Origin of the sequence: Nocardioides sp. NBC_00368, from assembly GCF_036090055.1 — a bacterium.
GTDB lineage: Bacteria > Actinomycetota > Actinomycetes > Propionibacteriales > Nocardioidaceae > Nocardioides.
Map to the genome: position 1 here is coordinate 5,486,153 of NZ_CP107970.1, position 14,786 is coordinate 5,500,938.

Genomic DNA, 14,786 nt, shown 5'->3' on the forward strand with positions numbered 1-14,786 from the left:
AACGATGACCTGGTTCGACGAGTCGAGGCTGGACGACGAGCGGGCGCTGGCCGGGATCGACCTGCTGCTGCGTTCGCTGGCCGAGTCCGGAGCCCGGGTCCGCCGCGAGGCTGCGGGGGCCGCAGAGCCGTTGCAGGAGGCCGTGCGCCGCGCGGCAGAGTCCGGCCGACCCCGGGCCGTCGTCGCCGCGGGTCCCGACTCGCGCCTCCTGCGCGCCGTCCTCGAGCCGTACTGCCCGGTGCCCTTCGTCGCCTGGCCGGCTCCGGGCCTGCCGGGCTGGGCCGGGAGTCTCGACCTCGTGGTCGTGCTGGCGCCGACCGGGGCCGACCCGGGGGAGGCCTCGGCCGCCGCCGAGGCGGTCCGCCGTGGAGCCCAGCTGGTGGTGGCCGCGCCGGAGAAGTCGCTGGTCGCCCAGCACGCCGAGGGTCGGGACAGCACCCTGCTCCCGGTCGAGGGCGGCGACACGCTCGCGATGGCGATCCTGATGCTCACCTATCTCAACTCGGTCGGTCTCGGACCGGAGGCCGACGCGGACAAGGTGGCCGATGCGCTCGACGACGTCGCCACCGCCTGCTCACCGCATCGCGACATCTCCGTCAATCCGGGCAAGATCCTGGCGATCTCGCTGGCCGACTCGCTTCCGGTCGTGTGGGGCGGTTCCGTCCTGGCCGCCCGTGCCGCCCGCCGGGTCGCGGAGGGCCTGCGCCGCGCCAGTGGTCGTGGTGCGATCGCCGGCGACGCCGATGACCTGCTCCCGGTCCTCGAGGCGGCCCGGCCGCGCAACGTCTTCGACGACCCCTTCGCCGAGGAGCAGCCGTCCGCACGTCCCGTCCTGGTCATCCTCGACGACGGAGCGACCGATCCGATCATGGTCGAGCAGCGACGCTCCCTCACAGAGGCTGCAGACGCGCGTGGCGTACGGGTGGAGGTCGTCGAGGCGAACGCGAGCACAGAGGTCGCCCGATACGCGTCCCTGCTGCTCCAGGGAACATACTCCGCGGAGTATCTTCGTTTGGGTTTGGTTAACGATGTTTAATTCCGCATGACGGACAGATCCCTGTGATCTGCGTCATGTCTTGCGGTCAGGTCGGTTGGCGGAGCGTCGTCATCATGTGAGATCCCTGGACGCGGGAGAGTGGGCCGTTGTTTTATTTGGCAACAAATCGGTCACATCAAGGCCGCATCCCCCTCCCTGGAACAGGATCCCCCTCCCATGAACCAGACCAAGTTCGTCGTTGCCGGTGCCCTGGCGCTCCTGGGCGCCATCGTCGTCAGCGGCCGGCTCTCCGATCCCGCCCCGACCGCGAGTGACAAGGCGAGCGCCACGGTCGGCGGCACCCTCCGGATCGGCGTCGACAGTGCCGAGCCCGCCTACTACAAGGTCGACGGCGTGACCAAGGGCTTCGACTACCAGATGGCGCGCAGTGTTGCGGACGGCATGGGTGCCGAGGCGGAGTTCGTGGAGATGGAGTTCAACGAGCTCCACCCGGCCCTTCGGGCGGGCAAGATCGACATGATCGGCGCCCAGGTCACCAAGACCGAGGAGGGGGAGCGGGAGTTCGACTTCAGTGCTCCTTACTTCGTGACGTACGTGTCCTTCCTCGCGCCGAAGGGCTCGGCCATCCGGAGCCGCGACGACGTCGACGGCAAGAGCATCGCGGTCGTCGATGGCACCGTCCACGAGCGTTACCTCCGGGAGCAGTACGAGAACGTCGACATCGTCAGAACCCCGGACGCGGCGGCCGCGGTCACGTCGATGCGGAGTGGTGAGGCCGATGCGTTCTTCTACGGCGCTCCGTACGCCGAGTCGATCATCAAGGGAGCGCCCATCCCGTTGACCGAGCCGATCGTCTACCAGGCCGAGGATGCTCCGATCGGGTTCGTCGTCCGGGAGGGCGACGAGCGCAAGGAACAGATCGACGGGGTCATCGAGGACATGGTCCTCAGCGGGGAGTGGATGAAGATCAAGACGGACTACTTCGAGGAGGATCCGCTCTCCGAGCTCTTCCGGGAGAAGGGCGTCTGAGGCGCACGATCCTGCGTTTGATTCCGTTAGATCACAGAACGACCGATTTGGTGAACGATGCGCGTGATCTGTGTCACGGGCTACGGTGAAGGTTCAGACACGGAACGTAACGATGATCATCGAAAACCTGGACGTGGGGGACTGGACAGGTGTTTGATGCAACATCGTCCGGCCACTCGTGGCCAGCACGTCTTGATTCTCGGCGCCGACGTGACGGGCATGCCCCACCATCCCGGAAAAAACAGGACTTTCGCATGAATCACATCAAGCTTGTCGTCGCCGGCGCCCTGGCCCTCTTGGGGGTCCTGGTCATCGGTGGCTATTTCGCCGACCCGGCCCCGAAGGCCACCGAGCAGGAGAGCGCCGCGGCTGGTGGCACCCTGCGGATCGGCGTCGACGGCACCGAACCGGCGTACTACAAGGTCGACGGCGTGACCAAGGGCTTCGACTACGAGATGGCGCTCGGTGTCGCCGAAGGCATGGGCGCCAAGCCGGAGTTCGTCGTCATGGATTTCAGTGACCTCTTCACCGCGCTCGAGGCCGGTGACATCGACATGATCGGCGCCCAGGTCACCGAGACCGCGGAGCGGAAGCAGGACTTCGACTTCACGGCACCGTACTTCGTGACCTACCTGTCCTTCCTCACCCCGGAGGGCTCGACGATCAAGACGCGCGACGACATCAACGGCAAGAACATCGCGGTCGTCGAGGGCACCATCCACGAGCGCTACCTCGACGAGCAGTACGAGAACGTCAATGTCGTCAAGGCCAAGGACGAGGACTCCGCGGTCAAGGCGATCCAGGACGGCAAGGCGGACGCGTTCTTCTACGACGCTCCCTACACCGCGCCGATCATCAACCGCGCGCCGATCCCGTTGAAGGAGGCGATCGTCTACCCGGCGGACGACGCTCCGATCGGCTTCGTCATGCAGAAGGGTGACAAGCGCAAGGACCAGATCGACGAGGTCCTCGAGCAGATGATCCTCGACGGGGAGTGGCTGAAGATCAAGAAGGAGTACTTCAAGGAGTACCCGCTCTCGGAGGTCTTCAAGGACAAGGGCGCCTGAGCCTGACGCCGCTCGCCCCGCTTTGGGGCGCCTGAAGTCCAGTAGCCTACGATGCCCGCTGGCCCGGCTCGCCCCGGACCGCGTGTCTCGGCGCACCCCTCCCCCAAACCAGGACGTCGTATGAAATCCCTGAAGTTCATCCTTGCGGGCGCGGTCACCCTTCTGGTGATCCTGATCGTGGTCTCCAACACGGTGGAGACGACCGGCCCGTCCTCCGCCAGGCGCAGCAGCGCTGCCGACGACGGAGCCCTCAAGATCGGTGTGCTCGACAGCGCGCCGGTGTACTACCACGAAGGTTCCGCGGCCAAGGGCTTCGACTACGAGATGGCCCTCGGCGTCACGAAGTCCCTCGGCATCAAGCCCGAGTTCATCGCGATGGACTTCGCCGACCTGTTCACCGCGCTGGACGCGGGCGAGATCGACATGATCGCGTCCCAGGTGAGCGTGACCGAGGAGCGCGAGGAGGCCTACGACTTCTCGCACCCCTACTTCGTCACCTACCTGTCCTTCACCACCCCGAAGAACTCCCCGATCAAGAAGCTCAAGGACGTCAACGGCACCCGGGTCGCCATCGTGGACGGCACCGCGCAGGAGAGCATCCTCAAGGCGCGGTTCCCCAAGGCCGAGATCGTGAAGCGGAAGAACGAGGCGGCCGCGCTCGAGGCCGTCGCCTCGGGCAAGGCGGACTCGTTCTTCTACGACGCGCCGTTCACCGACGGACTGATCAAGAACGCCCCGATCCCGATGGAGGAGCGGATCGTCTACCCCTCCGACAAGGCCCCGATCGCCTTCGTCTTCCGCAACGGCGACGGACTCAAGGACCAGGCCGACGACGCGATCGACGAGATGATCGTCGACGGCACCTGGCTGCGGATCAAGACGGACTACTTCCGGGAGTACCCGCTCTCGGAGCTGTTCCGGGAGCAGGGCGTCGAGTAGCTCGACCCACCCGCTAAGGTTCCGAGCATGAGCGAGCGTCAGCGAGCGACAGTAAGCCTCAGGCCGTCGCCTCCGTATTATTCGCCCTTCGCGACGGAGGCGACGGCATGAGCGCCGGACTCTTCGCACTTCTTGACGACGTCGCCGCCATCGCCAAGCTGGCGGCTGCGTCCGTCGACGACGTCGGCGCCGCGGCCGGCAAGGCCTCGGCCAAGGCCGCCGGTGTCGTCATCGACGACACCGCGGTGACGCCGCAGTACGTGCACGGCATCGCCGCCGAGCGCGAGGTGCCGATCATCAAGAAGATCGCCCTCGGCTCGCTGCGCAACAAGCTGCTGATCATTCTTCCGGTCGCGCTGATCCTGGCCCAGTGGGCGCCGTGGGCGATCACCCCGATCCTGATGGTCGGTGGCGCCTTCCTCGCCTTCGAGGGGGTCGAGAAGGTGCTGGAGTGGGTCCGGCCGCACGCGGAGACCCACGAGACGCCGGTCGTCCTGGAAGGCCCCGAGGCCGAGAAGTCGATGATCGCCGGTGCCGTGCGTACCGACCTGATCCTCTCCACCGAGATCATGGTGATCGCGCTCAACGAGGTCATCGAGCAAGGCTTCTGGATGCGCCTCGGCGCGCTGGTCGCGGTCGCCTTCCTGATCACGATCGTGGTCTACGGCGTGGTCGCCCTCATCGTGAAGATGGACGATGTCGGGCTCTCGCTCTCCCAGCGCTCGGGCGCCTTCGCCCAGCGGTTCGGCCTGGGCATGGTCTCGGCCATGCCGAAGGTGCTCACCGTGATCTCTATCGTCGGCACCGTCGCGATGCTCTGGGTCGGTGGCCACCTGATCCTGGTCGGTCTCCACGACGTCAACGGCCTCGCCGCCGGCCACCCCGGCTGGTCGTGGCCCTACGACAGCGTCCACCACCTCGAGGAAGAGGTCCACCATGCCCTCGGTGCCGTCGGTGCGGCCGCCGGCTGGCTGGTGAACACCTTCTTCTCCGCGGTCGTCGGCCTCATCGTGGGTGCCATCGTGGTCGGCGTGGTCCACCTGCTGCCGTTCAAGAAAAAGCACTGACCCTCCCGGGGCTCCGGGGGTTAGCCTCGGAGCATGCACCCGATCTAACTCTCCGGGAACGGCCACTCCGAGCGCAGCCGTACGCTGCGTGTGCTCGCCTACCACGCATCGCGTGACGCGATCCCGCTCTATGCGGTCTACGCTCTGCTCTTCGCCGAGCACGGTCTCTCCGCCGGGCAGATCTCCTCGCTCTTCGTGATCTGGTCCGTGACGGCCTTCGTCGCCGAGGTGCCGTCCGGTGCCTGGGCCGACACGGTCGACCGACGCCTGCTGCTGGTGGTCTCGGCGCTGATCCATGCCGCCGCCTTCGCGGCCTGGACGTGGTGGCCGTCCTACGCCGGGTTCCTGCTCGGCTTCGTGCTGTGGGGTGTGTCCGGCGCGCTGATGTCGGGGACCTTCGAGGCGCTGCTCTACGACGACCTGGTGGTGCGTGGCGAGAGCCCCCGGTATCCGCGACTGATCGGCTACGCGCGTTCCTCGGCGCTGGTGTTCACACTGCTCGCCGAGCTGGCGGCGGTGCCGCTGCTGCACGCCGGCGGCTACCAGTTGGTCGGGGTGGCGTCGATGGGGATGGCGCTCCTCCAGGGCCTCCTGGCCGCTACCCTGCCGGTGTCCCGTTCGGCGCGCCACGGTGGCCGTGACCCGGTCGGCGAACAGGAGGGCGACTCGGGCGGCGACTCGGGCGGGGACGTCGGGTACCTGGTGATGCTCCGCGCCGGATTGTCCGAGGCCTCCCGGACACCCTCGGTACGCCGCGCGCTGCTGGTGGCGTCGGTGCTGGTCGGGATGACGGCGTACGACGAGTTCTTCCCGCTGGTCGCCGATGCCCATGGGGTAGAGGCGACCACCGTGCCGGTCCTGGTCGCGCTCGCCACGCTCGCCCAGGCGGTGGGCACGGCGCTGGCCGGACGGACCGCGCGGATGTCGCCGCGTACGCTCGCGGCGGTCGTCGCGGGAGGCGCCGCGCTGATCTCCGGCGGTGCGCTCATGCACCCGTACGTGGGGTTCCTCGGTATCGCGCTCGGCTACGGCTTGCTCAACAACGCCATGATCGTGGCCGAGACCCGGCTCCAGGACAGCATCCAGGGACCTGCCCGGGCCACCGTCACCAGCGTGCTCGGGGTGGGGGAGGAGACCGTCGCTCTGGTCACGTACGCCTTCGTCGGTCTCGGGTCCGGTGTCATCGGGGTCCCGGTGGCCGTCGCGCTGGTGGGGCTGCCGTTGGTCGCCGGTGCCGTGACGAGTCACTTGATGCTGGTCCATAGATGTTGGCCTGGCGTTTGCTGTCCAGGATTACCGCGGACGCAGAGGGCCGCTTGTAGTCTGGGAAGACCCTGCGTGGGAGATCCCGCTGGTGCGCAGATGCGCGACGCAGGCCCGCATGACATTCGGTAAGGAATAACCATGGACTACAAGGTTGCCGACCTGAGCCTGGCCGAGTTCGGCCGCAAGGAGCTCTCCCTCGCCGAGCACGAGATGCCGGGCCTGATGGCCATGCGCGAGCGCTACGGCAAGGACCAGCCGCTCAAGGGCGCCCGCATCGCCGGCTCGCTGCACATGACCATCCAGACCGGGGTGCTGATCGAGACGCTGACCGCGCTCGGCGCCGACGTGCGCTGGGCCACCTGCAACATCTTCTCCACCCAGGACCACGCCGCCGCGGCCGTCGTCGTCGGTGACGGCACCCCCGAGGACCCCCAGGGCACCCCGGTCTTCGCCTGGAAGGGCGAGACCCTGGCGGAGTACTGGGACGAGGCCGAGAAGGTCTTCGACTTCACCGACGAGGCCGGCAACAAGATCGGCCCCAACATGCTCCTCGACGACGGCGGTGACATCACCCTGCTCGTCCACAAGGGCGTCGAGTTCGAGAAGGCCGGCGCCGTGCCGGGCCAGGACCCCACGGACAACGAGGAGTTCAAGGAGGTCCTCCGGGTCCTCGACCGGTCGCTGAAGAACGACCCGCAGCGCTGGACCAACATCGCCAACGGCATCAAGGGCGTCACCGAGGAGACCACCACTGGTGTCCTGCGCCTCTACGACCGGTTCAAGGAGGGCTCGCTCCTCTTCCCGGCGATCAACGTCAACGACTCGGTCACCAAGTCGAAGTTCGACAACAAGTACGGCTGCCGCCACTCGCTCATCGACGGCATCAACCGCGCCACCGACGTGATGATCGGCGGCAAGGTCGCGGTCGTGTGTGGCTACGGCGACGTCGGCAAGGGCTCCGCGGAGTCGCTGCGCGGCCAGGGCGCTCGCGTCATCGTCACCGAGATCGACCCGATCTGCGCGCTGCAGGCTGCGATGGACGGCTACGAGGTCCGCCGCCTCGAGTCGGTCATCGAGACCGCCGACATCTTCATCACCACGACCGGCAACTTCGACATCATCCGCGTCGAGCACTTCGAGAAGATGAAGAACCAGGCCATCGTCGGCAACATCGGCCACTTCGACAACGAGATCGACATGGCCGGCCTCGCGAAGATCCCGGGCATCGTCAAGGACGAGATCAAGCCGCAGGTCCACCAGTGGATCTTCCCCGACGGCAAGAAGATCATCGTGCTCTCCGAGGGCCGACTGCTCAACCTGGGCAACGCCACCGGCCACCCGAGCTTCGTGATGTCGAACTCCTTCACCAACCAGACGCTGGCCCAGATCGAGCTCTTCACGAAGACCGACGACTACCCGATCGGCGTCTACGTCCTGCCCAAGGCGCTCGACGAGGAGGTCGCCCGCCTGCACCTCGACGCCCTCGGCGTCGAGCTGACCGAGCTCAACCAGGCTCAGGCCGACTACCTCGGCGTCCCGGTCGAGGGCCCCTACAAGGCGGACCACTACCGCTACTGATCACCATCTGAACCCTGGCCGAGTCGGCTCGTTCTGACCGAAAACTCTGCCGAGTCGGCTCGTCATGACGAGCCGACTCGGCAGGGAATCGGGTCAGAACGAGCCGACTCGCGCGTTGTGGGGGTGGCTCATGTGATGCGTCGCACGCACTGGGTGACAGAATCGGACACATGGCCGATCGCAGCGCTCCCGACCAGCCCGCCAAGGGAAAGGTCCTCGTCGTCGATGATGATGCCTCGCTGAGCGAGATGCTGGCGATCGTGCTGAGACAGGAGGGCTTCGACTCGCAGCTGGTCGCCCGCGGTGACCTGGCGCTGCCCGCGTTCCACGACTACAAGCCCGACGTGGTGCTGCTGGACCTCATGCTTCCCGGCATGGACGGCATCGAGGTGTGCAAGCAGATCCGCAAGGAGTCGGGCGTGCCGATCGTCATGCTCACCGCCAAGGGCGACACGGTCGACGTGGTCGTCGGGCTGGAGTCCGGGGCCGACGACTACGTGGTGAAGCCGTTCAAGCCCAAGGAGCTGATCGCCAGGATCCGGGCCCGGGTGCGCAGGCACGGCGAGTCGCTGCCCGAGGTCCTGGAGATCGGCGACCTCACCATCGACGTCGCCGGCCACCAGGTGACCCGCGAGGGCGAGCAGATCCAGCTCACCCCGCTGGAGTTCGACCTGCTCGAGTGCCTGGCCCGCAAGCCCCACCAGGTCTTCTCCCGCGAGGTGCTGCTGGAGCAGGTGTGGGGCTACCGCCACGCCGCCGACACCCGGCTGGTCAACGTGCACGTCCAGCGACTTCGCTCCAAGGTCGAGCACGACCCGGAGAACCCGGAGATCGTCGTCACCGTCCGTGGCGTCGGCTACAAGGCAGGGCCCGTGTGACACTCCAGCAGGTCCTCCGCGCAGCCGCCCGGACGCCCAAGAAGCTCCTGACCACCTGGCGCCGGTCGATCCAGACCCGCGTCGTGGTCTACACCGTGCTGCTCACCGCGGCCGCGGTCAGCCTGGTCGGGCTGATCCTGCTCGACCAGATCGGCGACGAGCTGGTCCAGGACCGGGTCGCGGCGGCGAAGGCGGAGGCATCCGAGGAGCTCTCCGCGGCCCGCTCCAGCATCGTGGAGACCTCCGGCGCCAACGGGGGCACCCCGCTGCAGCGCAACGACCTGGGCGACCCGATCATCCAGCGCAGCCTCTCCCGGGGCTACGGCGTGGTCATGGCCGGACCGGTGACGTCGACCTCCGGCCGGATCAGCGACGACGGTGTCGAGTGGACACCCGGTGTGGACGTACGCAGCGTCCCGCGGGTCCTGGAGGACCGGTTCCAGGCGATCCGCGCCGAGCCGGCCTGGACCTACACCCGGATCTCCTACGACGACGGCGAGCGTTCCTCGACCCCCGGCATCGTGATCGGGTCGCAGCTGGAGCTCCACGACGACACCTACAACCTCTACTTCCTGTTCCCGATGGACCAGGAGCAGGAGACGCTCGGCGTGATCACCCGCGGGCTGCTGGCCGCCGGTGCGATCCTGATCCTGCTGATCGGCGCCGGCAGCTGGATCGTGACCCGTCATGTCGTCACGCCCATCCGGATCGCCCGCCGGACCGCGGAGCGGCTCGCCGCCGGCCGCCTCGAGGAGCGGATGGTCGTCCGCGGCGAGGACGACCTCACCGGCCTGGCGATCTCGTTCAACCAGATGGCCAGCGGTCTGCAGAACCAGATCCGGCAGCTTGAGCACCTCTCCCGGGTGCAACGACGGTTCAGCTCGGACGTCTCCCACGAGCTGCGTACGCCGCTGACCACCGTCCGCATGGCCAGCGACGTCCTCCACGAGGCCAGGGACACGTTCGACGCGCCGACGGCCCGGGCGGCCGAGCTGCTGCAGACCGAGCTGGACCGGTTCGAGACGCTTCTGGGCGACCTGCTCGAGATCAGCCGCTTCGACGCCGGAGCCGCGGTGCTCGACCTCTACGACACCGACCTGACCGCGCTGGCCCAGGCCGTCGTGGAGGCATACGAGCCGCTGGCCGCCAAGCGCGACATCGAGCTGAAGGTGGTCGCCCCCGACCATCCGTGCATCGCTCAGGTCGACCATCGCCGGGTCGAGCGGATCGTCCGCAACCTGGTGGCCAACGCCACCGACCACGCGCTCGTGGGGCAGACCGTCACCATCCGGGTCGACAGCGATGAGCACGCGGCCGCGCTGACCGTCCGCGACCACGGTGTCGGGCTCGCCCCGGGGGAGACCGCTCTGGTCTTCAACCGGTTCTGGCGGGCCGATCCCGCCCGTGACCGCTCCAGCGGCGGCACCGGCCTCGGCCTGTCGATCTCGCTCGAGGACGCCCACCTCCACGGCGGCTGGCTGCAGGCCTGGGGTCGCCCGGACCAGGGAGCACAGTTCCGGCTCACCCTCCCGCGCTACGCCGGGGCCGCGCTACGACACAGCCCGCTCCCGCTGGTCCCGGCGGACGTCCGAGACACCCTGGAGGCATCATGAGGTCCTTCTTCGCCGTCGTCCTGGCCGCGGTCGTGCTCCTCGCCTCGGCGTGCTCGAGCGTGCCCGATTCCGGACCGGTGCAGCGCGTCGACCTGGCCGCGCCGGCTGCGCCGGGAGAACTCATTCCTTACAACCCCGGCGCGCCACGTGAGGGAGCGTCCCCGGGGGAGATCGTCGACGGGTTCCTGGACGCCATGAAGGCGACCCCGATGAGCACGGCTTATGCCCGCCGTTACCTCACCACGGACGCAGCGATGAACTGGGCGCCGGCCGGCCGCACCCTGGTCTACGGCGAACGCAGCACCCACGCCGTCTCCTCGCCTCAGGTCTCGGTTGAGCTGGAGGACGCCGGCTGGATCGACGAGCGCGGCGTTTGGAGGGGTGCGCTGGGCGCCTCACAGGCGATCCTCGACTTCGAGCTGACCCGGACCAGGGGGGAATGGCGGATCAGCTCGGCCCCGAACACCCTGGTGGTCGACGAGGACTGGTTCCTGAGCCATTTCGCCCGCAGCAGTCTCTACTACGTCGAGCCGACCGGCCGCACCTTGGTGCCGGAGCCGATCTTCGCCCCCCGCGGTGCGTCGTACGCCACGACCCTCGTCTCCAGCCTGCTGAGCGGCCCGGGGGAGGAGGAGCAAGGCGTGATCCGCAGCGCGCTCCCGGCCGCGGCCGACGAGCCGCGCTCGGTGGACGTACGCGACGGGGTCGCCGAGGTCGACCTGGCCGGTGACCTGAGCGACTTCAGCTCCGAGGACCTCCAGCTCATGGGCGCCCAGCTGGCCTGGACCCTGCGCCAGGACGCGAGCGTGGAACGCATCCGGCTCACGATCGACGGCGAGCCGGTGGTGCTGCCGGGCTACGGGGACACGTTCAACGTCGACAGCGGCGGAGGCTACGACCCCAACGGCACTTCGGCCAGGGTCGATCTCTACGCGCTGCGCGACGGTGCCCTGGTGACCAGCACCGGCGAGAACGGCGACCCGTGGGTGCCGGTCCTCGGCGGCTGGGCGGACTCGCACGGCGTGACCGACGTCGCCGTCGACGCCTCCAACTCGAGCGCTGCCGCGATCACCGCCGACCGCACCGGCGTCCTCGTCGGAAAGCTGGCCAGCGACGGCGAGATCACCGAGGCGCCGGTGCGCGGCACTCGGCTGCTCAGGCCCTCCTGGGACCTCGCCGGCAGGCTGTGGCTGGTCGACAAGGACTCGACCGGCGCCCGGGTGATGTACGTCGACGGCGACCGCCGCGTCCGCGTCGCCATCCCTGGGGTCACCGGCGAGAACGTGACCCGGTTCCTGGTCTCGCGCGACGGCACCCGGTTCGTCGCGGTGATCGACGGCCTGTCCTCGGACCGGATCGTCGTCAGCCGGCTGCAGGCGACCTCCAAGGGCCAGATCACGTCCGGGACGTCGGCGGTCCTGCTGCCGCACCCGGATTCCGCGACCATGCGGGTCACCGACATCGCCTGGACCTCGCCGACCACGATCGTCGCGGTGCAGCAGATCAGCTCGACCGCGCTCTTCCAGTCGGTCTCGCTCGACGGCGCGCCCAGCGGTGAGCGCTACACGCTCAGCGACCGGGTCACCGGCGTCGTCGGCTCCCCGGTCGCCTCGGCCCGCCTCTACGCCGTCTCCGGTACCACCCTGCTGGACCCGCTCGACCGGTTCGACCTCGGCATGCCGTCGAACATCTCCGACGTCACCTACCAGGGCTGATTCTCCACAGACTTCTCCACAGGTACGCAGCACCCGGTTGCCCTACGGCGGCCTCCCTGGTCGACTCGCCCCATGAGCCTTCGAGCCGACCTCGCCGACGCCTGGCACGACCTGGTCGTCGGCGGCCGCTGCATCGGCTGCGAACGACCGGGCCGCCTGCTCTGCCACGACTGCCGCACCGCGCTCCCCGACCGCGCCCGGTCGAGCCCACCGAGCCCGGCGCCGCCGGGCATCGTGCCGGCTTTCGCGGCAGGGCCCTACGAGGGCACCCTCAAGCAGCTCGTCATCGGGCTCAAGGAGCACCAGCTCCTCGGTCTGCGCCGACCGCTGGCCGGGCTGCTCGCGCTCTCCGTCCTCGAGGCGATGGCGCAGACCGGTGCGGGTCCCACGATCCTGGTGCCGGTGCCGTCGCGGCCGGCCTCGGTGCGGGAGCGCGGCCTGGACAGCACCTCGGCGATCACCGGCCGGGCAGCCGCGATGCTGAGGCGGCACGGCGTCGGCGTACGCCACCACCGGCTGCTGCGCACCAGACCGGGCGTCGCGGACCAGGCCGGCCTCGACTCACGGCAGCGGCAGGCCAACCTGGCCGGGTCGATCACCTGCCCGGCGTCCGGCATCCGGACACTTGCCAGAACGATCCCGCGGGCGAGGTTCATCGTCTGCGACGACGTGATCACCACCGGCGCGACCGCGCGGGAGGCTCAACGAGCGCTGGAATCGGTCGGTCTGGAGGTGACGGCGATCGCGACCGTGGCGGCCACCCAGCGTCGGTCTCGCGTTCAAATGTAGGAAACCACCATGTAATTCTGTTGAAGGCCTTTCATGGGGAACATCGGCGAACTACCGTCACTACATGGAGTCCGCCTGGGTCCGTGGTTGCGTCGCAGGGAGGTCCGCATTGCGGGCATCCGAGCGGCAAGCCGATGCCAGTCGCAGGCGAAACGGTCCACGTAACCCTGGAGACAGGGGATCACGGTGCGGCTTAGAGATAAGTCCTGCCCCTGCCCTCCCGTCAGATACGGGAACCAGCAGGGAGAAGGTGGAGTGGCATCAAGCTGCTAAGCCTCTGCAGGCGGTTGTGGGGTCGAAGACCAGGTCGGCCGGGCGGACTCCGTACCCCGGAGGTCACATGCGCTGACCATCCGGGATCCCGCCAACCCCGAAACACCGGGAGGTACCCATGGAAGTTGTCGTCACGGCCCGCAACGCCGAGGTCTCAGACCGCTATCGCGCTCACGTAGCAGAGAAGCTCGCGAAGCTCGAGAAGCACGACCACCGGATCATCAGAATCAACGTGGAGGTCGACAACGAGCCCAACCCGCGCCAGCACAAGGGCGCCGTACACGTCGAGCTCACTGCGTACTCGAAGGGTCCGGTCATCCGGGCCGAGGCGTGTGCCGAGGACAAGATGGGGGCGCTGGACCTGGCTGTCGACAAGATGGCTTCCCAGATGCGCCGCGCCGCTGACCGCCGCAGGGTCCACCGCGGCCGTCGTACGCCGGTTTCCGTGGGACAGGCACTGGCGGGCATCGAGCCCGACGGCCTGGCCACGACGTCCGAGTCGGAGCAGTTCGAGGAGGAGGAGATCCGGGAGCACCAGGTCGGACCGATCACCGTGACGGGGGAGGGGCCCTTGGTGGTCCGGGAGAAGACGCACACCGCGGAGCCGATGACGCTCGACCAGGCCCTCTACGAGATGGAGCTGGTCGGCCACGACTTCTACCTCTACATCGACAAGGACTCGACGAGGCCCTCGGTCGTCTACCGCCGGAGGGGATACGACTACGGGGTGATCGCGCTCAACCGCGCAGACCTCGTCTGAACGCTGCCCACAAGCACGTCGGCCGGGACTTTTCCATCCCTCAGATGGATGAGTCCCGGCCATTCCCTCATGTGTCATGGGATACGTGCCATGATGCATTCGTGTCATCTACATCTGGTGCCGATCGTGAGCCGGTCCGCGTCTTGGTTGTCGACGACCAGGAGCTCTTCCGAAGAGGACTGGTCGCGCTGCTGGCGAGCGAGCCCGGGATCGAGGTCATCGGTGAGGCGACCAACGGCATCGAGGGCACCGAGCGAGCTGCGGCTTCGGCGCCCGACGTCGTGCTGCTCGACGTACGGATGCCCAAGCAGACCGGGCTGGAGGCCTGCGTCGCCATCAAGGAGGCCGTCCCCTCGGCCAACATCATCATGCTGACCGTCTCCGACGAGGAGGCCGACCTCTACGACGCGGTCAAGGCCGGCGCGATGGGCTACCTCCTCAAGGACTCCTCGATCGACCAGGTCGCCCAGGCGATCCGCGTGGTCGCCGACGGCCAGTCCCTGATCAGCCCCTCCATGGCGGTCAAGCTGATGGAGGAGTTCAAGCAGATGTCCCGGCCGGACCGCTCCCCGGTCCCCGGCCCCAAGCTCACCGATCGCGAGCTGGAGGTCCTCGGCCTGGTCGCCAAGGGCCTCAACAACCGCGAGATCGCCAAGCGGCTGTTCATCTCCGAGAACACCGTCAAGAACCACGTACGCAACATCCTGGAGAAGCTGCAGGCCCACTCGCGCATGGAGGCGGTCATGTACGCCGTGCGCCAGAAGCTCCTCAACGTCGACTGAGCTGCTAGGTTGACGCCAGCGTCGCGTGCCGGT

13 protein-coding genes are annotated in these 14,786 nt (G+C 68.1%); all 13 read left to right on the forward strand.

The genetic code is table 11. The annotated features are described in order from the left end of the window. Positions 1-4: 4 nt before the first annotated feature. Positions 5-1,036: an SIS domain-containing protein gene (locus tag OG984_RS26250; protein ID WP_328529043.1), complete on the forward strand. Its 1,032-nt coding sequence runs from the start codon at positions 5-7 to the stop codon at positions 1,034-1,036. Positions 1,037-1,213: 177 nt separating this feature from the next. After that, positions 1,214-2,026 (forward strand): substrate-binding periplasmic protein, encoded by an 813-nt coding sequence (locus OG984_RS26255; protein WP_328529044.1) that lies wholly within the window; start codon positions 1,214-1,216, stop codon positions 2,024-2,026. A gap of 254 nt (positions 2,027-2,280) precedes the next feature. Further along, positions 2,281-3,093, forward strand: coding sequence for a substrate-binding periplasmic protein (locus OG984_RS26260; RefSeq protein WP_328529045.1), 813 nt, complete (start codon positions 2,281-2,283; stop codon positions 3,091-3,093). A 120-nt stretch (positions 3,094-3,213) separates the two neighbouring features. Further along, positions 3,214-4,032: a substrate-binding periplasmic protein gene (locus OG984_RS26265; protein ID WP_328529046.1), complete on the forward strand. Its 819-nt coding sequence runs from the start codon at positions 3,214-3,216 to the stop codon at positions 4,030-4,032. A 107-nt stretch (positions 4,033-4,139) separates the two neighbouring features. Further along, on the forward strand, positions 4,140-5,099 hold the full coding sequence (locus OG984_RS26270; RefSeq protein WP_328529047.1) for a DUF808 domain-containing protein: 960 nt from the start codon (positions 4,140-4,142) through the stop codon (positions 5,097-5,099). Positions 5,100-5,189: 90 nt separating this feature from the next. Further along, on the forward strand, positions 5,190-6,494 hold the full coding sequence (locus OG984_RS26275; RefSeq protein ID WP_328529048.1) for an MFS transporter: 1,305 nt from the start codon (positions 5,190-5,192) through the stop codon (positions 6,492-6,494). Between the two features lie 9 nt (positions 6,495-6,503). Continuing rightward, a complete protein-coding gene (ahcY, locus tag OG984_RS26280) occupies positions 6,504-7,943 on the forward strand; it encodes an adenosylhomocysteinase (protein ID WP_328529049.1) in 1,440 nt (479 codons plus the stop codon). Between the two features lie 170 nt (positions 7,944-8,113). Further along, positions 8,114-8,821, forward strand: a complete 708-nt coding sequence (mtrA, locus tag OG984_RS26285; protein ID WP_328529050.1) for an MtrAB system response regulator MtrA — start codon at positions 8,114-8,116, stop codon at positions 8,819-8,821. Then, complete coding sequence (mtrB, locus tag OG984_RS26290; protein WP_328529051.1) at positions 8,818-10,434, forward strand: MtrAB system histidine kinase MtrB; 1,617 nt, start codon at positions 8,818-8,820, stop codon at positions 10,432-10,434. Before mtrA ends, mtrB begins: the two co-directional genes overlap by 4 nt. Then, entirely contained in the window at positions 10,431-12,149 is a 1,719-nt protein-coding gene (locus OG984_RS26295) for an LpqB family beta-propeller domain-containing protein (RefSeq protein ID WP_328529052.1), read from the forward strand. The genes mtrB and OG984_RS26295 overlap by 4 nt, the downstream gene beginning before the upstream one ends. A 72-nt stretch (positions 12,150-12,221) precedes the next feature. Then, positions 12,222-12,938 (forward strand): ComF family protein, encoded by a 717-nt coding sequence (locus OG984_RS26300; RefSeq protein WP_328529053.1) that lies wholly within the window; start codon positions 12,222-12,224, stop codon positions 12,936-12,938. A gap of 391 nt (positions 12,939-13,329) precedes the next feature. Further along, the gene (gene hpf / locus OG984_RS26305; protein ID WP_008364127.1) at positions 13,330-13,971 is read left to right on the forward strand and encodes a ribosome hibernation-promoting factor, HPF/YfiA family; all 642 of its coding nucleotides are present in this window, start codon (positions 13,330-13,332) and stop codon (positions 13,969-13,971) included. 101 nt (positions 13,972-14,072) lie between these two features. Next, the gene (locus OG984_RS26310) at positions 14,073-14,753 is read left to right on the forward strand and encodes a response regulator (protein ID WP_045547972.1); all 681 of its coding nucleotides are present in this window, start codon (positions 14,073-14,075) and stop codon (positions 14,751-14,753) included. Positions 14,754-14,786 lie beyond the last annotated feature (33 nt).